The sequence below is a fragment of the Mycolicibacterium anyangense genome, from assembly GCF_010731855.1.
Lineage (GTDB): Bacteria > Actinomycetota > Actinomycetes > Mycobacteriales > Mycobacteriaceae > Mycobacterium > Mycobacterium anyangense.
The window spans coordinates 5578732-5598873 of sequence record NZ_AP022620.1 but is presented as its reverse complement, the minus strand read 5'-3'; the positions used below and the strand labels follow the sequence as shown (position 1 = coordinate 5598873).

At 68.1% G+C, this 20142-nt stretch carries 26 protein-coding genes; 14 read left to right on the top strand and 12 right to left on the bottom strand.

The annotated features are described in order from the left end of the window. The first annotated feature begins 59 nt into the window (after nucleotides 1-59). Nucleotides 60-848, top strand: a complete 789-nt coding sequence (locus tag G6N35_RS26480; protein WP_163807309.1) for an alpha/beta fold hydrolase — start codon at nucleotides 60-62, stop codon at nucleotides 846-848. 2 nt (nucleotides 849-850) lie between these two features. Further along, complete coding sequence (locus G6N35_RS26475) at nucleotides 851-1150, top strand: MGMT family protein (RefSeq protein WP_163807308.1); 300 nt, start codon at nucleotides 851-853, stop codon at nucleotides 1148-1150. Here the strand turns inward: G6N35_RS26475 and G6N35_RS26470 are convergent. From G6N35_RS26470 to G6N35_RS26460, 3 genes are all read right to left on the bottom strand, one after another. Beyond that, nucleotides 1147-2001, bottom strand: coding sequence for a TIGR02569 family protein (locus G6N35_RS26470; protein WP_163807307.1), 855 nt, complete (start codon nucleotides 1999-2001; stop codon nucleotides 1147-1149). The two genes, G6N35_RS26475 and G6N35_RS26470, sit on opposite strands and share 4 nt — an antisense overlap. 37 nt (nucleotides 2002-2038) lie before the next feature. Continuing rightward, nucleotides 2039-3205, bottom strand: a complete 1167-nt coding sequence (gene moeZ / locus G6N35_RS26465; RefSeq protein WP_179967498.1) for an adenylyltransferase/sulfurtransferase MoeZ — start codon at nucleotides 3203-3205, stop codon at nucleotides 2039-2041. Nucleotides 3206-3505: 300 nt separating this feature from the next. Continuing rightward, on the bottom strand, nucleotides 3506-4543 hold the full coding sequence (locus G6N35_RS26460; RefSeq protein ID WP_163807305.1) for a DUF3152 domain-containing protein: 1038 nt from the start codon (nucleotides 4541-4543) through the stop codon (nucleotides 3506-3508). A 165-nt stretch (nucleotides 4544-4708) separates the two neighbouring features. Here G6N35_RS26460 and G6N35_RS26455 point away from each other — a divergent pair, with 165 nt between their 5' ends. After that, nucleotides 4709-5386 (top strand): HTH-type transcriptional activator FasR, encoded by a 678-nt coding sequence (locus tag G6N35_RS26455; RefSeq protein ID WP_163807304.1) that lies wholly within the window; start codon nucleotides 4709-4711, stop codon nucleotides 5384-5386. Here the strand turns inward: G6N35_RS26455 and G6N35_RS26450 are convergent. Continuing rightward, nucleotides 5383-5631 (bottom strand): DUF3107 domain-containing protein, encoded by a 249-nt coding sequence (locus tag G6N35_RS26450; protein ID WP_163807303.1) that lies wholly within the window; start codon nucleotides 5629-5631, stop codon nucleotides 5383-5385. The two genes, G6N35_RS26455 and G6N35_RS26450, sit on opposite strands and share 4 nt — an antisense overlap. Before the next feature lie 176 nt (nucleotides 5632-5807). Here G6N35_RS26450 and G6N35_RS26445 point away from each other — a divergent pair, with 176 nt between their 5' ends. Next, a complete protein-coding gene (locus tag G6N35_RS26445; RefSeq protein ID WP_163807302.1) occupies nucleotides 5808-6377 on the top strand; it encodes an MmpS family transport accessory protein in 570 nt (189 codons plus the stop codon). On the opposite strand, the gene G6N35_RS26440 is transcribed toward G6N35_RS26445, so the two are convergent. Further along, on the bottom strand, nucleotides 6378-7055 hold the full coding sequence (locus G6N35_RS26440; RefSeq protein WP_163807301.1) for a ferritin-like fold-containing protein: 678 nt from the start codon (nucleotides 7053-7055) through the stop codon (nucleotides 6378-6380). It abuts the gene before it with no gap. 250 nt (nucleotides 7056-7305) lie between these two features. On the opposite strand from G6N35_RS26440, the gene G6N35_RS26435 reads away from it, so the two are divergent. Together G6N35_RS26435 and G6N35_RS26430 are read left to right on the top strand one after the other, a co-directional pair. Further along, entirely contained in the window at nucleotides 7306-8814 is a 1509-nt protein-coding gene (locus G6N35_RS26435; RefSeq protein ID WP_163807300.1) for a DEAD/DEAH box helicase, read from the top strand. Nucleotides 8815-8835: 21 nt separating this feature from the next. Next, a complete protein-coding gene (locus tag G6N35_RS26430) occupies nucleotides 8836-10065 on the top strand; it encodes an Rv3212 family protein (RefSeq protein WP_163807299.1) in 1230 nt (409 codons plus the stop codon). On the opposite strand, the gene G6N35_RS26425 is transcribed toward G6N35_RS26430, so the two are convergent. Then, complete coding sequence (locus G6N35_RS26425; protein ID WP_163807298.1) at nucleotides 10062-10856, bottom strand: ParA family protein; 795 nt, start codon at nucleotides 10854-10856, stop codon at nucleotides 10062-10064. The two genes, G6N35_RS26430 and G6N35_RS26425, sit on opposite strands and share 4 nt — an antisense overlap. Before the next feature lie 78 nt (nucleotides 10857-10934). Here G6N35_RS26425 and G6N35_RS26420 point away from each other — a divergent pair, with 78 nt between their 5' ends. The 3 genes from G6N35_RS26420 to G6N35_RS26410 are packed head-to-tail and all read left to right on the top strand — an operon-like array spanning nucleotide 10935 to nucleotide 13140. Next, the gene (locus G6N35_RS26420; protein WP_163807297.1) at nucleotides 10935-11546 is read left to right on the top strand and encodes an acid phosphatase; all 612 of its coding nucleotides are present in this window, start codon (nucleotides 10935-10937) and stop codon (nucleotides 11544-11546) included. Then, nucleotides 11543-12640: an isochorismate synthase gene (locus G6N35_RS26415; RefSeq protein ID WP_163807296.1), complete on the top strand. Its 1098-nt coding sequence runs from the start codon at nucleotides 11543-11545 to the stop codon at nucleotides 12638-12640. The genes G6N35_RS26420 and G6N35_RS26415 overlap by 4 nt, the downstream gene beginning before the upstream one ends. Continuing rightward, nucleotides 12637-13140 carry a GNAT family N-acetyltransferase gene (locus tag G6N35_RS26410; protein WP_163807295.1) on the top strand — a complete coding sequence of 168 codons (504 nt, stop codon included), beginning with the start codon at nucleotides 12637-12639 and terminating at the stop codon, nucleotides 13138-13140. Before G6N35_RS26415 ends, G6N35_RS26410 begins: the two co-directional genes overlap by 4 nt. Here G6N35_RS26410 and G6N35_RS26405 read toward each other — a convergent pair. Continuing rightward, a complete protein-coding gene (locus G6N35_RS26405; RefSeq protein ID WP_163807294.1) occupies nucleotides 13117-13509 on the bottom strand; it encodes a hypothetical protein in 393 nt (130 codons plus the stop codon). The genes G6N35_RS26410 and G6N35_RS26405 overlap by 24 nt on opposite strands. Before the next feature lie 15 nt (nucleotides 13510-13524). Then, the gene (locus G6N35_RS26400) at nucleotides 13525-14010 is read right to left on the bottom strand and encodes a GtrA family protein (RefSeq protein ID WP_179967429.1); all 486 of its coding nucleotides are present in this window, start codon (nucleotides 14008-14010) and stop codon (nucleotides 13525-13527) included. An 81-nt stretch (nucleotides 14011-14091) separates the two neighbouring features. On the opposite strand from G6N35_RS26400, the gene G6N35_RS26395 reads away from it, so the two are divergent. Both G6N35_RS26395 and G6N35_RS26390 read left to right on the top strand, forming a co-directional pair. Then, nucleotides 14092-15045 carry a diacylglycerol/lipid kinase family protein gene (locus G6N35_RS26395; RefSeq protein ID WP_163807293.1) on the top strand — a complete coding sequence of 318 codons (954 nt, stop codon included), beginning with the start codon at nucleotides 14092-14094 and terminating at the stop codon, nucleotides 15043-15045. A gap of 267 nt (nucleotides 15046-15312) precedes the next feature. Next, nucleotides 15313-15567: a WhiB family transcriptional regulator gene (locus G6N35_RS26390; protein WP_163807292.1), complete on the top strand. Its 255-nt coding sequence runs from the start codon at nucleotides 15313-15315 to the stop codon at nucleotides 15565-15567. Nucleotides 15568-15656: 89 nt separating this feature from the next. Here the strand turns inward: G6N35_RS26390 and G6N35_RS26385 are convergent, their stop codons facing one another. Together G6N35_RS26385 and G6N35_RS26380 are read right to left on the bottom strand one after the other, a co-directional pair. After that, the gene (locus G6N35_RS26385; RefSeq protein ID WP_163807291.1) at nucleotides 15657-17153 is read right to left on the bottom strand and encodes a two-component system sensor histidine kinase PdtaS; all 1497 of its coding nucleotides are present in this window, start codon (nucleotides 17151-17153) and stop codon (nucleotides 15657-15659) included. A 5-nt stretch (nucleotides 17154-17158) separates the two neighbouring features. After that, entirely contained in the window at nucleotides 17159-17374 is a 216-nt protein-coding gene (locus G6N35_RS26380) for a biotin/lipoyl-binding carrier protein (protein ID WP_163807290.1), read from the bottom strand. A 126-nt stretch (nucleotides 17375-17500) separates the two neighbouring features. Here G6N35_RS26380 and G6N35_RS27790 point away from each other — a divergent pair, with 126 nt between their 5' ends. Then, the gene (locus tag G6N35_RS27790) at nucleotides 17501-17575 is read left to right on the top strand and encodes a 50S ribosomal protein bL37 (protein ID WP_085976515.1); all 75 of its coding nucleotides are present in this window, start codon (nucleotides 17501-17503) and stop codon (nucleotides 17573-17575) included. A 36-nt stretch (nucleotides 17576-17611) separates the two neighbouring features. Here G6N35_RS27790 and rsrA read toward each other — a convergent pair whose 3' ends face one another. Beyond that, entirely contained in the window at nucleotides 17612-17908 is a 297-nt protein-coding gene (gene rsrA / locus G6N35_RS26375; RefSeq protein ID WP_163807289.1) for a mycothiol system anti-sigma-R factor, read from the bottom strand. Continuing rightward, nucleotides 17905-18654: a sigma-70 family RNA polymerase sigma factor gene (locus G6N35_RS26370; RefSeq protein ID WP_163807955.1), complete on the bottom strand. Its 750-nt coding sequence runs from the start codon at nucleotides 18652-18654 to the stop codon at nucleotides 17905-17907. Before G6N35_RS26370 ends, rsrA begins: the two co-directional genes overlap by 4 nt. Nucleotides 18655-18794: 140 nt before the next feature. Between G6N35_RS26370 and G6N35_RS26365 the strand changes: the two genes are divergently transcribed. Beyond that, the gene (locus G6N35_RS26365) at nucleotides 18795-19280 is read left to right on the top strand and encodes a YbaK/EbsC family protein (protein WP_163807288.1); all 486 of its coding nucleotides are present in this window, start codon (nucleotides 18795-18797) and stop codon (nucleotides 19278-19280) included. A 10-nt stretch (nucleotides 19281-19290) separates the two neighbouring features. Next, nucleotides 19291-20139, top strand: a complete 849-nt coding sequence (locus G6N35_RS26360) for an SDR family oxidoreductase (protein WP_163807287.1) — start codon at nucleotides 19291-19293, stop codon at nucleotides 20137-20139. Nucleotides 20140-20142 lie beyond the last annotated feature (3 nt).

Sequence of the window (20142 nt, the reverse complement as noted above, 5' to 3'; positions counted from 1 at the left end):
AATGACACCACGGGGGTACGACAAGTTCGGGCGAAGCCGTCCAATGGCAGCATGAACCCGTGAGCAACGACCTGAACCTGTACCGGTACGGCCCGTCCGGACCCGCCGCGGTGCTGGCCATCCACGGCCTGACCGGACACGGCAAACGCTGGCAGACCTTGAGCGAGCGCTACCTGACCGACGTCGCGGTGGCCGCTCCCGATCTGCTCGGTCACGGCCGCTCGCCGTGGTCGGCGCCGTGGACCATCGACGCGAACGTGGCCGCGCTGGCGTCGGTGATCGAGGATCAGGCCGACGGTCCGGTGCTGGTGGTCGGGCACTCGTTTGGCGGGGCGATCGCACTGAACCTCGCGGCGGCCTGCCCCGACCTGGTCTCCGGTCTGGTGCTGTTGGATCCGGCCGTAGGCCTCGACGGCCGCTGGATGGCCGAGATCGCGGACTCGATGCTGGCCTCCCCCGACTACACCGACCGTGCCGAGGCCCGCAACGAAAAGATCAGCGGCTCATGGGCTGACGTGCCCGTCGAGGAACTCGACGCCGAACTCGACGAGCATCTGATCGCGCTGCCCAACGGCCGCTACGGCTGGCGGATCAGCGTGCCGGCGATGATGTCGTACTGGAGTGAACTGGCCCGCGACATCGTCGCGCCGCATCCGGGCACTCGCACTACCCTGGTGCGCGCCACCCGCACCGAACCGCCGTACGTCAGCGACGAACTCGTCGACGGGCTCGCCGAACGGCTCGGCGCCGACTTCACCCTGGTCGACCTGGACTGCCAGCACATGGTGGCGCAGGCCAAACCGGCCGAGACCGCGACCATCATCCGGGGCCTGCTCGGAGCGGGTTAGCCATGGCCCCGGTGACCGACGAGCAGGTGGAACTGGTCCGGCACCTGGTGGCCTCGATCCCGCCCGGGCGAGTCGCCACCTACGGTGACATCGCTTCAGCGGCAGCACTTTCCAGCCCTCGTATCGTCGGCTGGATCATGCGCACCGATTCCTCGGACCTGCCCTGGCACCGGGTGATCAGCGCCTCCGGGCGCCCGGCGGCCCACCTGGCCACCAGACAATTGGAGCTGTTGCGCACCGAAGGGGTGCTCGCGGACGGCGGGCGGATCGACCTCGCCGCCACCCGTCACCGCTTCGGCTAGAGGATCAGCCGGATCAGTGCCGCGGTGCGGGCCAGACCCGGGAACGCCTCCGCCGTCGAGCGCGGATGCAGCGCATGCACGGCGAGACGGAACATCAACGCCCGCAACAACATCTGCGGCCACTCCGGCAGCGCATCCCAGCGCTCGATGAGGCCGTCGTCGGCCTCTCCCCACGCCAGCGCGTCGACCACCGCCACACCGGCCGCCCACGAGGCCGGCCGCCAGTACGGCGTGATGTCGGTGATGCCGGGTGCGGCCGACCCGGCGAACAGCACCGTGCCATAGAGATCGCCGTGTACCAACTGACTGGGACTCTTGGTCGGCTTGCGCAGGACGGCCAGCTGGTTGAGTAACTCCACCGAACGTTCCCCGTCGGCCGAGCCGGGTGCGACCGTCGCCCCCGGCGGCAGCGACTGCAACGGCCGCTCGTCCCAGGCCGCCCGGTCGGCGGCGATGAACACGTCGACGTCGCTCCACGGGGCCACCGGCGCCTGCGTCAGGAAGCGGGGACGTTCGAGCTTCGCGGTGGCCTCATGCAGCCGGATACCCGCCGACACCACTTCGTCGTGGCGCGGTTCGGGGGTTCCGGCGACGAAGGTGTCGGCCCGCCACCCGGCCACCACATAGCGGCCGTCGGTGGAACGCACCGGTCTGGCCAGCCGGACGCCGTCGACGAACAACGTCTCGCGCACCTTGGCCGACCAGGCGGCGCGGGCGTGGTCGGCGATGGTCGACAACACGACCTCGCCGCAGCGCCAGCCGCCCTCCCAGCCGGGACCCAGTGGCTCGGGATCGACGTACTTGAGACCGAAAGCCGCCAGGACATGGTCGGGCGGGCGTTCGTCGGTCACCTGAGTCAGGTTAGAGGGTCGTGACGCCGAGATGCCGTCAGTACATCACCATGTCGGGTTCGAGTTGCCTCGCCCACGCCACGATGCCGCCCTGAAGGTGCAGCGCATCGGAGAACCCGGCCTTCTTCAGCGCCGCGAGCGCCTCGGCCGATCGAACCCCGGTCTTGCAGTACAGCACCGGGATGCGGTCCTGCGGGATCCTGGCCAGCCCTTCACCGGACTCCAACGCCGACTTCGGGATCAGCTCGGCACCCCCGATGCGGTTGATCTCCCACTCCACCGGCTCGCGGACGTCGATCAGGGCGACCTTCTTGTCCGAGTCGAGCAGGTCGCGAAGCTCCTGCGGGGTGAGCGTCGAGTCGCGTGCGGCATCGGCCGCAGCGTCCGACAACACACCGCAGAACGCCTCGTAGTCGATGAGCTCGGTGATCTTCGGCGTCGCGGGATCCTTACGGATCTTGATCGTCCGATACGTCATGTCCAGCGCGTCGTACACCATCAGCCGGCCCAGCAGCGGATCGCCAATGCCGGTGATCAGCTTGATGGCCTCGGTGCCCATCACCGAGGCGATCGACGCGCACAGGATGCCCAGCACGCCGCCCTCGGCGCAGGACGGCACCATTCCTGGTGGCGGCGGCTCCGGGTAGAGGTCTCGGTAATTCAGGCCCAGACCGTTGGGAGCGTCCTCCCAGAACACCGACACCTGACCTTCGAAGCGGTAGATCGAACCCCACACGTAGGGCTTGTGGGCCAGCACCGCGGCGTCGTTGACCAGGTAGCGGGTGGCGAAGTTGTCGGTGCCGTCGATGATCAGGTCGTACTGCTCGAACAGCTCGACGGCGTTGTCCGGCTCCAGCCGGAGTTCATGCAGCGCAACGTTGACCAGCGGGTTGATCTCCAGGATGGAGTCGCGGGCGCTCTCGGCCTTGGACCGGCCGATATCCGATTGACCGTGGATGATCTGGCGCTGCAGGTTGGATTCGTCGACCACATCGAACTCGACCACGCCGATGGTGCCCACGCCTGCGGCGGCCAGGTAGAGCAGCGTAGGCGAGCCCAGGCCGCCCGCGCCGATCACCAGCACCTTGGCGTTCTTCAGTCGCTTCTGCCCGACGACACCCAGGTCCGGGATGATCAGGTGGCGGCTGTAGCGCGCGACTTCCTGACGGGTGAGCTCGGCGGCTGGCTCGACCAGCGGCGGCAGCGGTGAGGACACTCTGTAACTCCTCGCGTTGGACGTTTCCCGCCCATCTCAGCAGGTAGTCCCATCAACGGCAAACAGGGCCCAAAGCTTCCCCACGCGGCGCGCGCATACCTGCCGACCGTGCGCGTCGGTCCGGCGACACGCCGGCCCCAGCGTGCAGGCCGCGCACGCTCGCGCATCGTCGTCAGGCGATGTCTGATTGCCTGACTCCTCCTCGGGCTCGTTCCTCGCCCGCATCGTCGTCAGGCGATGTCTGATTGCCTGACTCCTCCTCGGGCTCGTTCCTCGCCCGCATCGTCGTCAGGCGATCGGATACGGCCAGGGGTTGAACCGGCACGTCTTGCCGTCGGCCTTGACGTACTCCGGGTCGAACTTCGAGGCGTCGTTGTCCGAGGTGGAGAACGTCTGCTGCATCATCACCGGTGCCAGCCCGCCGTTCTCGTCGCACGGTTCGTGGTGCTGGTAGCCGATGGCGTGGCCGACCTCGTGGTTGATCAGGTACTGCCGGTAGGAGCCGATATCGCCCTGGAACGGCACCGCACCGCGCACCCAGCGCGCCTCGTTGAGGAACACCCGCCGCTCGGCGTCCGGGCCGTAGGCCGGGTTGTAGCAGGACGACTCCAGCGGGATCTCGTAGCCACACCCCTCCCGGACCGTCATCGGCGAAGTCAGCGACACCCGGAAATCCGGCTTCACCTCAGGGGTGCTGGCGTCGACGCGCTGGAACGCGAACTGCGGATTGTGGATCCAGCTCTTGGGGTTGCCCAGCGTCTCGGTGACCATCCGGGCGAAGCCGTCGTCACCGCCGAACGACGCGGTGTCCACGCCGTCCTCCACCTCGATGGTGTAGGTGAATGTCTTGGCCGTGCCCTGGCCCACCTTGGGGGTGGTGCCCGGGACGATGTGCCAGGTCTTGGCGCCGGCCTCGGTGAATGCACCCCCCTCGGGCAGGATGCCGGTCGGCAGGTTGGCGTCGAACGCCGTCAGACCGCGCGGCGGGGCACCGATGATCGCCGTGCCGCTGGACCCGATGGTCGGCGGCCCCTGCACGGCGCCGTGGGTCTCGACGGCCGGCGCGGCGGTACCGGTAATGGTCTGATACAGCACGATCCCGGTGACCGCGATCAGCACCGGCAGCGCGTACGCCCGCCAGCCGTAGGTGGAGATGAACCGGCCCAGCCAGCTCTGCTTGCGCCACTGGCGGCGTTGGTCACGGTTGGACCGGGTGCGGCCGGAATCGCCGGCGAGCGGGTCACGTTGGGCGCGCAACGGCTCACGCCACTCGCTGCGCAGCACCGGTACACCCCCCTCACCGCGGTGCCCCGGGTCGTAGGTCACCGACCCAGGATGGCACAACGCAGTCGTCCGCCGACTTCCGGCGCGCCAGTGTCGCCACCCGAAGACGGCTACGGGCCAGTAACGACGCGCGAGTAGTAGTGTCGGTGCGACGAGCCGGCGGCCTCGAACAGCGCACGTTCGGTCGAACCACCAGATTGAGGACCCATGAGCGATCTCGCCAACACCGCCGAGCGGAAGACCGCCCGACCGGCCAATGGCGACCGTCCCGCCGGCAGCCCCGCGCGCCGCGGAAACCGGCTGCCACGCGACGAACGACGCGGCCAGCTGCTGACCGCGGCCAGCGAAGTGTTCGTCGACCGCGGTTACCACGCGGCCGGCATGGACGAGATCGCCGACCGCGCCGGAGTGAGCAAACCGGTTCTCTACCAACACTTTTCAAGCAAGCTCGAACTGTATCTGGCGGTCCTGCAGCAGCACGTGGACAATCTGGTGTCCGGGGTGCGCCAAGCGCTGCGCACCACCACCGACAACCGGCAGCGGCTGCGCGCCGCCGTTCAGGCTTTCTTCGACTTCATCGAGCACGACGGCCAGGGTTACCGGCTGATCTTCGAGAACGACTACGTCACCGAGCCGCAGGTGGCGGCCCAGGTGAAGGTGGCCACCGAGGCGTGCACCGACGCGGTGTTCGACCTGATCAGCCGCGACTCCGGCCTGGATCCGCACCGCGCGCGGATGATCGCGGTGGGCCTGGTGGCCATCAGCGTGGACTGCGCCCGCTACTGGCTGGACTCCGACCGGCCGATCAGCAAGGAGGACGCGGTCGACGGCACCGTGTACTTCGCCTGGGGCGGCCTGTCACACGTGCCGCTCACCCGCGGCTAAGCGCCCGCGGGCCCCGCGGCGATTCCGAAGCCGACCCGGCGCACGTCGGCGACACCGATCTCGACATAGGTGATCTTCGAGGCGTGCACGAGGATCCGACGTCCCTTGTCGTCGGACAGGCTCAGCACGTCCGGGCCCTTGCCCGACAGCGACGCCGTCACCAGGTCTTCGACCTCCGCCGGCGTCTGCGTGCTGCTGAAGACGAGCTCACGCGGGCTGTCCGAGACACCGATCTTGACCTCCACGCTGGACCCTTCCGTTCGTGTACGCGTTACCCCAGAAGGCTAATGGACGCCGGGCACCTCGGTCGCGGGCAGGCGTTCGCGGACAGCGAATAGGGCATCAAGCTGGGGTAACAGCATGGCAACGGCTGCGCGCGGCGTGTCCGAGCAGACGGTGTGCGTCCCTAGCCTTTGCGGTGATGAACGACACCAGCCGCCGCGCGACCGTGCCCCTATGGCACCGGGTGAGCATGACCGCCATCGGTGTGGTGGTCGCTGCCGTGGCGACGACGTTCGTGGTCAAGACCGGCGACGCCGCCAGCATCAGCTCCGCAGGCAACGAGACGGCAGCCAAACGCACCGTCGTGGCCACCTCGGGTCCGCGGACGCCCACCCCCGCTCCGGCACCGGTCACCGTCACCGTCGACGGGCTGCCACCGGAAACACCCGTCCTGGTCCCGCCGAGCACCCCGGCGGCGGCCGCGTTGGCCGCACCGATGGTCGATCCGCGCCAGGTGGTCTATACCGTGTCGGGCAATCAGCGCCCCAACGACCCGGTCACCGTGACCTACGCCGACGAGACCGGGGCACTGCGCACTGTCGAGAACGTGGCGCTGCCCTGGCAACTCACGGTGGTGCCGGTGGTTCCGGTCAACTACGTCACCGCCAGCAGCGGGGGAAGTCAGCTCAACTGCTGGATCACCGACGCGACCGGTGCGACCGTCGCCGCCCAGACCGATAACGCGATCTCGGCGACCTGCAACCGTTAGTCAGGCCAGGCCGAGCTGACGCATCCGGTCGTCATGCGTCTGCTGCAGCCGGGAGAAGAAATCGGCGACCTGTCCGAGCCCACCGGGCCCGGACAGCACCAGCTCGACCAGCTCGTCGTGGTCGGCCAGCACATACTGCGCCTGGGTGATGGCCTCCCCCAGGAGCCGGCGCGACCACAGCGCCAGCCTGCTGCGCTGACGCCCGCTGGCGGCGACCGCTTCACGGACCTCGCTGACCACGAACTGTGAGTGCCCGGTCTCGGAGAGCACCGCCCGCACCACACCAGCGACCTCGTCGGGCAGCACATCGGCGATCTCGAGGTAGAAATCGGCCGCCATCGCGTCACCCACGTAGGTCTTGACCAGCGCTTCCAGCCAGGTGCTCGGGGTGGTCAGGCGGTGGTAGTTCTCCAGCGCCGGGGCGTAGCGGGTCATGGCCGCCACCACGTCCACGCCGCGCGCGGCCAGCGCGTCGCGCAGCACCTCGTAGTGGCCCATCTCCGCGGCGGCCATGCTCGCCATGTTGATCCGGCCACGCAGGTTCGGGGCCATCCGGGCTTCCTCGGTGAGCCGGTAGAACGCCGCGACCTCGCCATATGCGAGCAGCGCGAACAGTTCGTCGATGGCGGGATGATCTGCCTGGACACGAGGCTCCGAGACGGGCTGCGAGGCATTCATGGCCGTCACTGTAGTCCCGGCCGGGACGCTGACCCTGACCGAAGTCGCCGACCAGCTATGATGTGGGGTGGACGACGGTAACGGACCGTAGTTCAGGAAATGTGCGTGCACGCAGTGGGCCCGCCTCCCTCAGCGCAGGGCCCGGCGAATCGGCATCGTCAAGATCGCCGAATCCATTCCGAATGTCAGAACTCGTGCGCGCGTGACAGCACATACGAGGAACGACAACGGAAGGCACAACGCCACACTTATGACCGCACTTTCACATCACCAGATCACCTTCGCCGAGCTGGGAGTTCGGGACGAAATCGTCCGCGCTCTGGCTGAAGACGGCAAGGAATTCGCTTTCGCCATCCAGGAACTGACCCTGCCGATGGCACTGGCCGGCGACGACCTCATCGGTCAGGCCCGCACCGGCATGGGCAAGACGCTGGCATTCGGCGTCCCGCTGCTCAACCGGATCACCGCCGAAGCCGAGACCCGCCCCCTGAACGGCACGCCGCGCGCGCTGGTGGTGGTTCCCACCCGCGAGCTGTGCCTGCAGGTGTTCGACGACCTCAAGGGCGCCTCGAAGTACCTCGAAGCCGCTGACGGCCGCAAGTTCAGCGTCGTCTCCATCTACGGCGGACGTCCCTACGAGCCGCAGATCGAGTCGCTGCAGAAGGGCGCCGACGTCATCGTGGGCACCCCGGGCCGGTTGCTCGACCTCGCCCAGCAGGGCCACCTGCAGCTCGGCGGGCTGTCGGTCCTGGTGCTCGACGAGGCCGACGAGATGCTCGACCTGGGCTTCCTGCCCGATATCGAACGCATCCTGAAGCTGACCCCGGACAACCGGCAGTCGATGCTGTTCTCGGCCACCATGCCGGACCCGATCATCACGCTGGCCCGGACCTTCATGAACCAGCCGACCCACATCCGGGCCGAGTCGCCGCAGTCGTCGGCCACCCACGACACCACCGAGCAGTTCGTCTACCGTGCCCACGCGCTGGACAAGGTGGAGATGGTCGCGCGCATCCTGCAGGCCGAGGGCCGCGGCGCGACGATGATCTTCACCCGCACCAAGCGCACCGCCCAGAAGGTCGCCGACGAACTGGCCGAGCGGGGTTTCAAGGTCGGCGCCGTGCACGGTGACCTGGGCCAGATCGCCCGCGAGAAGGCGCTCAAGGCCTTCCGCACCGGTGAGGTCGACGTGCTGGTCGCCACTGACGTGGCGGCCCGCGGTATCGACATCGACGACATCACCCACGTCATCAACTACCAGATCCCCGAGGACGAGCAGGCCTACGTGCACCGCATCGGCCGCACCGGCCGGGCCGGCAAGACCGGTATCGCGATCACACTGGTGGACTGGGACGAGCTCGAGCGCTGGTCGATGATCGACAAGGCGCTCAACCTTGACTGCCCCGACCCGGCCGAGACCTACTCCAGCTCCCCGCACCTGTACGAGGAGCTGGGAATTCCCACCGACGCCACCGGCAATGTCGGCGCCGCCCGCAAGCGTCCGGACCCCAAGGGCTCCAGCCGCATCAGCTCCACCGACTCCGAGCGGGAGCGGCCCAGCCGCACCCGGTCGCGGCGCCGCACCCGCGGCGGATCCGCGGCCACCGGACACGTCGAGAGCCCGGCGGACGGCCCGGCCGACGGTGCCGCCGACGAGCCTGCCGCCGCCGCTGGTGACGGAGCCGCCCGCAAGCGCCGGCGCCGTCGTCGTCCGCGCAACGCCGCAGCAGAGTCAGCGGCCACGCCGACCGCCGGCTGACCCGCCGCTATCGTCGGCTAGATGGTCAGACCCGAACGCCGCACCAAGGGTGATCTCGTCGCAGCGGCGGCGATCGCCCTTGTCGTGGCCGTCGTCGCCGCCTTCTTCTGGTGGAACAGTTCGGCGCGGGCGACGGTCAGCAGGCCGGCCTCCGGCCCGGCACCCAACCAGGTGCCGGCGCGCGTGGTTCCCGACAGCCTGCGCCAGCTGTGGACGGCGACCAGCCAGCGCACGCTGAGCCCGATCGTCGTCGGTGGAACCGTCGTCACCGGCGAGGGCCGCACCGTCACGGGCCACGACCCCAAGACCGGCGCCACCCGCTGGACGTTCGCCCGCGACACCGATCTGTGCGGGGTGTCCTACGTATACGACCTGGCCGTCGCGGTCTACCCCGATGTCCGCGGCTGCGGTCAGGTCAGCAGTATCAACGGCGGTACCGGCCGGCGCGGGCCCACCCGAACGGCCTACGCCGACAAGCAGATCGTGCTCAGCGCCAGCGGCAGCACCATCCTGGCCGCCGGGCCCACCCGGCTGGAGATGTGGCGCTCGGATCTGGTGCGGATGCTGTCCTACGGCGAGATCGACGCCCGGGTCAAGCCCGTCAACCAGGGCGTCGGCACCGGTTGCACCCTGATGTCTGCGGCCGCCAGCGACGAGGCGGTGGGTGTCCTGGAGGCGTGCCGGGACCAGAAGGATCTGCGCCTGACCCTGCTCAAGCCGGCCAAGGAAGAAGACGAGCCGGACACCAAGAACATCCCGCTGCCCGGGGTGGCCACCGATTCGGAGGCCCGTGTGCTCGCCGTCTCGGAAACCACCACGGCGGTGTACCTGCCCTCACCCAAACCCGAGATCGCCGTCTACGACGACACCGGCACCAAGGTGTCCTCGACTCTGATGAAGAACGCCCCGGTGCTGGCCAACCCGGCGCAGGCGGTGACCAAGGCCGGCGACATGTACACCTGGTGGACCGGTGACGGCGTGGAGGTCTTTGACGGCCAGCTGCGCTACCGCTACACGATCAGCGCCGCCGGACCGGTCAGCCCCGTCGGCCCCGCCGCGATGATGGGGGGGCGGCTGCTGATCCCGCTGACCACCGGCATTGGCGTGTACGACCCGTCCACCGGCGTCAACCAGCGGGTGATCCCGGTGAGTCACCCGGCAGGCAACGGCCCGGTGGTGCCCACCGTCACCGGCTCAGAGGTGATCGAGCAGCGCGGCGCCGCATTGACGGCGTTCGGGCCGCCGGCCTAGACCTCCGGGGAGTACGTCGGCAGCGCTTTGCCGGACTTCCAGTGCTTCAGCAGCGCGGTAGCCAGCTCGCGATAAGCGTTGCCGCCCTTGTTCTTTCGGCCCGCCAGCACCGATGACCCCGATGCGCTGGCCTCGGCGAAGCGAACCGTGCGCGGGATCGGCGGGGCCAGCACCGGCAAGTTGTAGCGGTCGGCCACGTCGAGCAGCACGTCACGGCTGTGCGTGGTGCGCGCGTCGTAGAGCGTCGGCAGCGCCCCCAGCAAAGTGAGGTCCGGGTTGGTGATCTGCTGGACATCGGAGACGGTACGCAGGAACTGACCGACCCCGCGGTGCGCGAGCGTCTCGCACTGCAACGGGACGATCACCTCACCGGCCGCCGTCAGGCCATTGAGGGTGAGCACGCCCAGCGACGGCGGGCAATCGATGATCACCACGTCGAACTGGTCGTCCAGTTTGGCCAGCGCACGTTTGAGGGCGTACTCGCGCCCGGCCCGCATCAGCAGCATGGCCTCCGCGCCAGCCAGGTCGATGTTGGCGGGCAGCAGGGTCATGCCCTCTGCGGTGGTGACGAGCGCGGCACCGGGTTCGACATCACCGAGCAGCACTTCATGCACCGACACCGGGAGCTTGTCGGGATCGGTTCCCAGCGAGAACGTCAGACATCCCTGCGGGTCCAGATCGACGAGCAAGACCCGCTTGCCTGCGTCGACGAGAGCCGCCCCCAGTGACGCGACCGTGGTTGTCTTGGCCACCCCACCCTTTTGATTGGCCACCGCCAGTACTCGGGTCACCCCACCATCCTGACAGGTTCGGGGCCAACGCGTCCCGGCTCCGACGCCATGCCAGGTCATCGGGCAGAATCAGTGGGCGTGAGCGTTGGAACGCATCGGTTGGTCCTGTTGCGGCACGGTGAAACCGAGTGGTCCAAGAGCGGCCAGCACACCAGTACCACCGATCTGGATCTCACCGACCATGGTCGCGAGCAGGCCACCCTGGCCGCTCTCACCCTCGAACACCTGGGCTTGGACAACCCGTTGGTGGTCAGCAGCCCCCGCAAGCGAGCGCTGGCCACCGCCGAACTGGCCGGGCTGACCGTCGACGAGGTGTCCCCGCTGCTCGCGGAGTGGAACTACGGCGACTACGAGGGCCTGACCACACACCAGATCCGCACGGAGACCCCGGGCTGGCTGCTGTGGACCTACGGCTGCCCGGGTGGGGAGAGCGTCGATCAGGTCAGCATGCGTGCCGACCAGGCGGTGTCCTACGCGCTGGAGCACATGGTCGACCGCGACGTCGTGTTCGTCGGCCACGGCCACTTCTCCCGGTCGGTGGTGACCCGCTGGGTGGAGCAGCCCCTGCGGGAGGGCGCTCGCTACGGCTTCGGCGCGGCCTCGGTGGCCGTCTGCGGTTTCGAGTACGGCCTGCGGCAACTCTCGGGTCTGGGAATGACCACTCACCGAGAGCCGGTCACCGGCGCGTGACGGCACACCCCAGCTTCGTGTTCAGCGGACCCGCGGGCACGATCGTGGCCGACGGGATCGCGGCGGGCTATGACAGCGCCGAGGCGGCGTCGGCAGCGCTGGCCGACGGCTCGGCCGAACTGGTGGTGGGTGCGCTGCCGTTCGACGTGCGGGGCGCGGCGGCGTTGCTGACACCGCAGTCCGTGTCGTTCGGCAATGCCCTGCCATCCTGGCCGCTCACGCCGCTTCCTCCGGTTCAGGTGGGCGACACGCTGCCGCCTCCGGACGAGCACCGGGCCAGGATCCGGACTGCACTGAAGTACCTCAGGGACCCCGAGAGTGGTTTGCAGAAAGTCGTTTTGGCGCGGGCTCTGCGCCTGCTCGCCGACGGCACCCTCGACGAGCGAACGATCCTGCGCAGGCTGGCCGACGTCGATCCCGAGGCCACGGTCTATCTGGCCGACCTCTCCCCCGCCGGCGGGGATTACGCGGGCACCGCGCTGGTGGGCGCCAGCCCCGAACTGCTGGTGGCGCGCTCCGGCGATCAGGTGACCTGCCAACCGTTCGCCGGATCGGCGGCCCGGTCCGCCGATGCCGAGGCCGACGCCACCAATGGTGCGGCGCTGGCGGACTCGGGCAAGAACCGCCGCGAACACCAACTCGTCGTCGACACCATGCGTAGCGCGCTGACGCCGTTGTGCACCGAGCTGGACGTGGCGCCCGAACCTCAACTCAGCCGCACCGCCGCCTTGTGGCACCTGGCCACCCCGATCCGTGGATCGCTGCGTGATCCCGCAACGACCGCAATCGATTTGGCCTTGGCGCTGCACCCCACACCCGCAGTCGGCGGAGTGCCCACCGCGGCGGCCGTCGACCTCATCGGTGACCTCGAGGGCGACCGCGGGTTCTACGCGGGCGCGGTCGGTTGGTGCGACGCCCGCGGCGACGGCAGGTGGGTGGTGGCCATCCGCGGTGCACAGTTGTCGGCCGACCGGCGCCAGGCGCTGGCGCTGGCCGGCGGCGGTATCGTCGCCGAATCAGACCCCGACGACGAAGTCGCCGAGACCACAACGAAATTCAGGACCATCCTGTCGGCACTGGGAGTACCGCTATGACCACACACATCCGCCGGGCCCGCCCTGGCGACGAGGGCGAGATCGTCGCGATGATCCGCGAACTGGCCGAGTTCGAGCGCGCCTCCCACGAGTGCACCGTGGTCGAATCCCAGATCGCCACAGCGCTTTTCGGCGACGATCCAATCGGCTTCTGCAATATCGCCGAGGTCGACGGCGAGGCGGCGGCGATCGCCCTGTGTTTCCGCAACTTCTCCACCTGGGACGGAGTGGCCGGCATCTATTTGGAAGACTTGTTCGTCCGGGACAAGTTCCGCCGCCGGGGGCTGGCCCGCACCATGATCGCCACGCTGGCCCGCGAGTGCGTCGACAACGGCTACAGCCGGCTCAGCTGGGCGGTGCTGGACTGGAACGTCAACGCCATCGCGCTCTACGACGCGGTCGGCGGGAAGCAAATGTCGGAGTGGATCACCTATCGGGTCTCCGGCAGCGAGCTGTCGGCGCTGGCCACCGAAGCCTCACCGGTCGTCGACAGCTCCTAGCCACTGCAGCGTCGCGGGGCTGAACAGCAGCACCAAGGTGACCAGGGCGACCAGTGCGATCGGGACCGCGTAGAGCCACTGGTGCGAGCCCACGCCGATGTACCAGGTCACCGGCAGGAGCAGCAGCTGAGCGAACACGGCGATCCCGCGGCCCCAGCGCCGCCCCGTCCACAGCGCCCATGCCCCGGCCAGCACACCGGCGCCGACCAGGGCGAACCACGCGGCGTTGCCGAAGCCGCTGACCACGTGCTGGTCGGCACCGGCCAAGCCGCGCACCAGGAACACCACGGCGCCGATCACGGCGAGCGCGCCTTCGAGAGCCACCAGTACGGCGGCTTGCCGCACAGTTGCGGGGGCGGGAACGGTCACGGGCCAGAGCCTACGTCAGCGCCGGAACACCACCCAGCGCATCGCGCAGTACATGAAGAAGCCCTCGCAGGCGCCGGCGCCGATCCGGGCGATCCGGTAGTCCACCCCGAGGGCAAGAAGCGCGCTGGACACCCCGAGGATGAACGCCAGGTAGTTGATCACTACGACCACCACGTAGACCGCGACCTGCGGACCCACCGGCGCATGTGACCGGAAGTTGAATGTGCGATTGAGCACGTAGCTGGCGGCGAAGGCGCAGCCGTACGCCGTCGACACCGCGACCCCGAACGGCAGCCGCAGGTGACCGTGCAGGACGGTCAACAGCATCAGGTCGAGTGCGAAGGTCGCGGTGTTGATGACGACGAAGCCCAGAAATGTCGCGGGCACAACCCTTTTCAACCCGAACGGCAGATGATCGGCGACCATGACGCAGGCCGCGTGAAACCAGTCGACGAACTTCGGCAGCCGGGCAGCGGGATCGACGACCACGGATGCGAGCATCCCACCGGCAGCTGACCCGTTGATGATGTGTAGGCAAACTCTCGCCAACCGGAGCACCGTGCGCCGATAGGCTGGTGCCTCGTGCGCGCCGTGCTGATCGTGAACCCGAACGCCACCTCGACCACGGCCGCCGGCCGCGATCTGCTGGCGCACGCCCTGGAGAGCCGGGTGGATCTGACCGTGGTGCACACCGATCACCGCGGACACGCCATCGAGATCGCCGAGGCGGCCCGCCATGACGGCACCGACCTGATCATCGTGCACGGCGGTGACGGCACGGTGAACGAGATCGTCAACGGCCTACTGGGCAAGCCGGGACCGCTTGCGGTGCAGCAGGTGCCGGCGGTGGCCGTGGTGCCCGGCGGATCGGCCAACGTGTTCGCCCGCGCCCTGGGCATCAGCTCCGACCCGATCGAAGCGACCAACCAGCTCATCGACCTGATCAGCGCACATCGCAACGGCGCGCCGTGGCGGCGGATCGGGCTGATGGACTGCGGGGAACGCTGGGCGGTTTTCACCGCGGGAATGGGAGTCGACGGCGACGTGGTGGCCGCGGTGGAGGCCCAGCGCGCCAAGGGCCGCAAGGTCACCGCGGGACGCTACATCCGGGTGGCGGTGCGGGAAGTGCTGTCCAGCGTGCGTAAGGAGGCCCGCCTGACGCTGCACCTTCCCGGCCGAGAGCCGGTCACCGGCGTGCACTTCGCGTTCATCTCCAACTCCAGCCCGTGGACGTACGCCAACGCTCGGCCGGTGTGGACCAACCCGGACACGACATTCGAGACCGGCCTCGGCGTCTTCGCCACGACCAGCATGAACGTCTGGAGAAACCTGCTATTGGTGCGGCGGATGCTGTCCAAGCGGCCCGACATCAAAGCCAAGCACCTGGTGCGCGACGACGACCTCGCGTGGGTGCGCGTCACCGCCGATGAGCCGGTTGCCTGTCAGATCGACGGAGATTTCCTGGGGCGGCGCTCAGAAATGACGTTCCGTGCCGTCCCAGAGGCTCTCAGCGTGGTGGCTCCATCGGCTAAGTAAGCCGGTGACCAGCGCGAATACGATGCCGCGGGCTGATTTAGAGCGCAAGTGAGTTGAGTCTAGTACAAACGTATGAGGGCGATGGGAACCCACCCCCACCCAGAGCTTGTAGTGAGATTGCACACGTGTTAACTGAGTCCTATTGACATCCGCCACGGCTGTGAAACGATCGGATGCAACAACGCAGAAACATTTGTGTGCACGCGTTAACAGCCGAAGAAAATCAGAGTGCGCTTTATCACGCACGCAGCTAAGGAGTAGGGACTAATGGATTGGCGGCATAAGGCGGTCTGTCGTGACGAGGATCCGGAACTGTTCTTCCCGGTCGGGAACAGCGGTCCGGCACTCGCACAGATCGCTGACGCGAAGCTTGTCTGCAACCGTTGTCCGGTCACGGCCGAGTGCCTGACCTGGGCTTTGGATTCCGGCCAGGATGCCGGCGTCTGGGGTGGCATGAGCGAGGACGAGCGCCGTGCGCTCAAGCGCCGCAACGCTCGTACCCGGGCCCGCAGCGGAGTCTGACGCGCCGCTTCGCAATACCTATAAGTCGCGACCCCGGCAAATGCCGGGGTCGCGACTTTTTATTTGAGTGTATTGCGCATCACACTTTGCTATTGCGGCACGCGCGCAGTTGATCGACGTCCTATCGGCACTCGCAGCACCACATCAGTTCCGCCGCCGGGAACATCGTGCATTCCCAGCGATCCGTCGAGCTCCGCGGAGACCAGCGTCCGCACGATCTGCAGCCCGAGGCGGTCGGACTTCTCCAGCGAGAAACCCTCCGGCAGCCCGCGTCCGTCATCGTGCACCACGACGTCGAGCCACCGCGCCGAACGCTCCGCCCGGATGGTCACACTGCCCTTCTTCGACGACGGGTCGAAGGCGTGCTCGATGGCGTTCTGCACCAGTTCGGTGATCACCATGACCAGCGCGGTGGCCCGGTCGGCGTCCAGGACACCCAGCGCCCCGTCCCGGTTGATCCGGATGGGCGCGTCCACCCGGGCCACGTCGTTCATGATCGGCAGGATGCGGTCGATCACCTCGTCGAGGTTGACCTCCTCGTCCACCGACATCGACAGGGCCTCGTGGACCTGCGCGATCGAGGCCACCCGGCGCACCGACTCCATCAGGGCCTCGCGGCCCTCCTCGTTGTTGGTGCGGCGCGCCTGCAGCCGCAGCAGGGCCGCGACGGTCTGCAGGTTGTTCTTCACCCGGTGGTGGATCTCGCGGATCGTGGCGTCCTTGGACAGCAGGGCGCGATCGCGGCGCTTGACCTCGGTGACGTCCCGGATGAGCATCGCTGCGCCCGCAGCGGCGCCGTGAACCACCAGTGGCAGCGTCCGTAGCAGCACCGCCGCACCGCCGGCGTCGACCTCCATGCGCATGCTCGAGCCGCCCGACAGCGAATCGCGGACGTGCTCGGCCAGTTCCTGCGCCTCGAACGGGTCGGACATCAGCGGGCGGGTGATGGCCATCAGGTTGTGGCCCTCCAGCTCCGCGGTCAGACCCATGCGGTGGTAGGCCGACAGCGCGTTGGGGCTGGCGTAGGCCACTACCCCGTCGACGTCGAGGCGGATGAAGCCGTCGCCCACCCGCGGACTCGACCGTGACATCGCCAGGTCACCGACGTTGGGGAAGGTCCCTTCGGACAGCATGTGCAGCAGGTTGCCTGCGCAATCCAGGTAGGCCTTTTCCAGCGGGGACGACGTCCGCCGTTCGGCCAGCGCGGTCTGGTGGGTCAGCACCGCCACCACCTGATCGGTGCAGCGCACCGGAACCGCCTCGACATTCAGGCCGGCTTCACGCAGCGACGGGTCGGAGCCGCCGCTGCCGATGTCACCGGAGGTGAACGCCTCGATCACGAACGGCAGGTCGGCGTCGGCCACCACGGTGCCCACCGCGTCCTTCAGCAACACCGTGGGGGCGGTGTTGGGCCGGCACTGCGCCACACACACCAGCGCGCCGTCGTCGCGGCGCACCCACATCAGATAGTCGGCGAAGGACAGGTCCGCCAGCAGTTGCCACTCGCCGACCACCGCATGCAGGTGATCCACGGCGCTGCCCGGCAGCACCGTGTGCTCGGCGAGCAGGTCACCGAGGGTCGACACGAGGGCTAGTCGATGACGGCGATGAGGTCACCGGCCTGGATGACGTCTCCCACCGACACGCTGACCTCGGTCACGGTGCCTGCCACCTCGGCGAGCACCGGAATCTCCATCTTCATCGATTCCAGGAGCACCAGGGTGTCGCCCGCTCCGATCTGGTCACCCTTGCTGACCACGACCTCGAGCACGCTGGCCACGATCTCGGCGCGAACATCCTCGGCCATCTCCACCCTCACTCTGCAAGCCACTGTCGTTGAAACGCTGTCCTATCGAACCACACGACCGGGTGGTCAGCGCTGTGATGGCGCCGTGAGACACTAGAGCCAACGATCAACCACTGGAGGTACACCATGGCCAAGCGTGGCCGTAAGAAGCGGGACCGCAAGCACAGCAAAGCCAACCACGGCAAGCGGCCCAACAGCTGACAAAAGTGCCCGGCAATCTGCCGGGCACTTTTCGTTTCAGGACTCTTCGCGGGTGATGATCGTGGTTCGCCGGATCTCCAGGCGGACCCGCTCGAACAGGTGCCGCGGTGCCTTCTCGCCGCTGCACTTGGTGGCGATCAACTGCTTGATCCGCTCCTCCACGCCGTAGTGCCGCAGGCAGGTCGGGCATTCCTCGAGATGATGCTGCAGGCGGGCACGGGTCTCGGCGGTGCACTCACCGTCGAGCAGCGTCCATACTTCGGCGATCACCGCGGCGCATTCCGGATGGTCGGGGTCGACCGGCCCGATCGGCGGGCGCCATTCCTCGCTCATGACGACACCTCCTCGGCGGCATCCCCACGGACGAACCCGCGGTCCTTGGCGACATCGGCGAGCAGCGTGCGCAGCTGGCGCCTACCGCGGTGCAGACGGGACATCACCGTCCCGATCGGGGTATCCATGATCTCGGCGATCTCCTTGTACGGAAAGCCTTCGACGTCGGCGTAATACACCGCCATCCGGAATTCCTCCGGCAACGCCTGCAGTGCTTCCTTGATCTCGGAGTCCGGTAGTGACTCCAACGCTTCCACCTCTGCCGAACGCAGACCCGTCGAGGTGTGCTCGGCGTTGGCCGCCAGCTGCCAGTCGGTGATCTCGTCGGTCGGATACTCCGCAGGCTGCCGCTGCTTCTTGCGGTAGGTGTTGATGTAGGTGTTGGTCATGATCCGGTACAGCCAGGCCTTGAGGTTGGTGCCCTCGCGGAACGACCGGAACGCGTTGAACGCCTTGACCATGGTTTCCTGCACCAGGTCCTCGGCATCCGCCGGGTTGCGGGTCATCCGCAGCGCGCCGCCGTAGAGCTGGTCCATCAACGGGATCGCGTCACGCTCGAAGCGCGCCAACAACTCCTCGTCGGGTTCACGCACAGCGGTATCGGCGGAGCCGGAACCGTCGGTGCCGTCGATGTCAGTCATTGCGATTGACGTGGTCCCTTCTGCCGCGGCGCCCCGTCGGGGCTCCGGCAGCGGTATCGGACGGATGAGATACGACAGTGTGAGCTCGTCGCGCACCAGGGTCATGGCAGCCGACACCGGCGTCTCACCTTCCAATCCTAGAACCGTGGCCAACATTTTTTCTCCCGCGGCCCACTTCGCCGCGGTCGGTCACCTTCCACAACGGGATTGGCGGCCCCGGTAATTCCCCGCCTACGCTGACCGGCGTGGCACGTGCGGCAACCCCGGCAATCGCGGCGCTGATCGCCGCCGGCGTTGACCATGAGGTGCTGCGCTACCACCATGACCCGCGCTCGGAGTCGTTCGGCGACGAGGCGGTGGCGGCGCTGGCCGACGAAGGCCTGCTCCCGGAGCAGATCTTCAAGACGCTGGTCATCGCGGGTCCGACGGGTCTGGCGGTGGCGGTCCTGCCCGTTCCGTGGAAGCTGTCGTTGAAGGCCGCGGCGGCGGCCTTGAGCCTGCCGAAGGCCACGATGGCCGAGCGTGCCGCGGCCGAACGGTCCACCGGCTACGTGCTGGGCGGCATCTCCCCGCTGGGGCAGCGCAAACCACTGCCGACAGTGATCGACAGCTCCGCGCTGACCTTCGACCGGGTCGCCTGCAGCGCCGGGAAACGAGGCTGGGACGTAGCGCTGGCACCGGAGAATCTGGTTCTCCTCACCCATGCCGTCACCGCCGATATTCGCGCCTAGGGTGAAGCCCATGACCTTCGCCGGCAAGACCATGTTCATCTCCGGAGCCAGCCGCGGGATCGGCTTGGCGATCGCCAAACGCGTCGCCGCCGACGGCGCCAACGTGGCCCTGGTGGCCAAGACCACCGAGCCGCACCCCAAGCTGCCGGGCACCATCTACACCGCGGCCAAGGAGATCGAGGAGGTCGGCGGCCAGGCTCTGCCGATCGTCGGCGACGTGCGCGACGGCGACTCGGTGGAGGCCGCCGTGGCCAAGGCGGTCGAACAGTTCGGGGGGATCGACATCTGCGTCAACAACGCCTCGGCGATCAACCTCGGCTCCATCGAGGAGGTTCCGCTCAAGCGGTTCGACCTGATGAACGGCATCCAGATCCGCGGTACCTACGCGGTGTCGCAGGCGTGCATCCCGCACATGAAGGGCCGGGAGAACCCGCACATCCTGACGCTCTCGCCGCCGATCCGGCTGGAGTCGCAGTGGCTCAAGCCGACGGCATACATGATCGCGAAGTTCGGAATGACGTTGTGTGCGTTGGGAATTGCCGAGGAGATGCGCGCCGCGGGGATCGCCTCGAACACGCTGTGGCCGCGCACCCTGGTCGCCACCGCCGCCGTGCAGAACCTGCTCGGTGGTGACGAGGCGATGGCCCGCTCCCGCAAGCCCGAGGTCTACTCCGATGCCGCCTACGCGGTGCTGAGCAAGCCCGCCCGCGAATTCACCGGCCACTCCCTGCTGTGCGAGGACGTGCTGCTGGACTCCGGCGTCACCGACCTGTCGGTGTACGACTGCATCCCCGGCTCCGAGTTGGGGCTCGACCTGTGGGTCGACACCCCCAACCCGCCGGGCTACCCGGGCGCGTAGTCG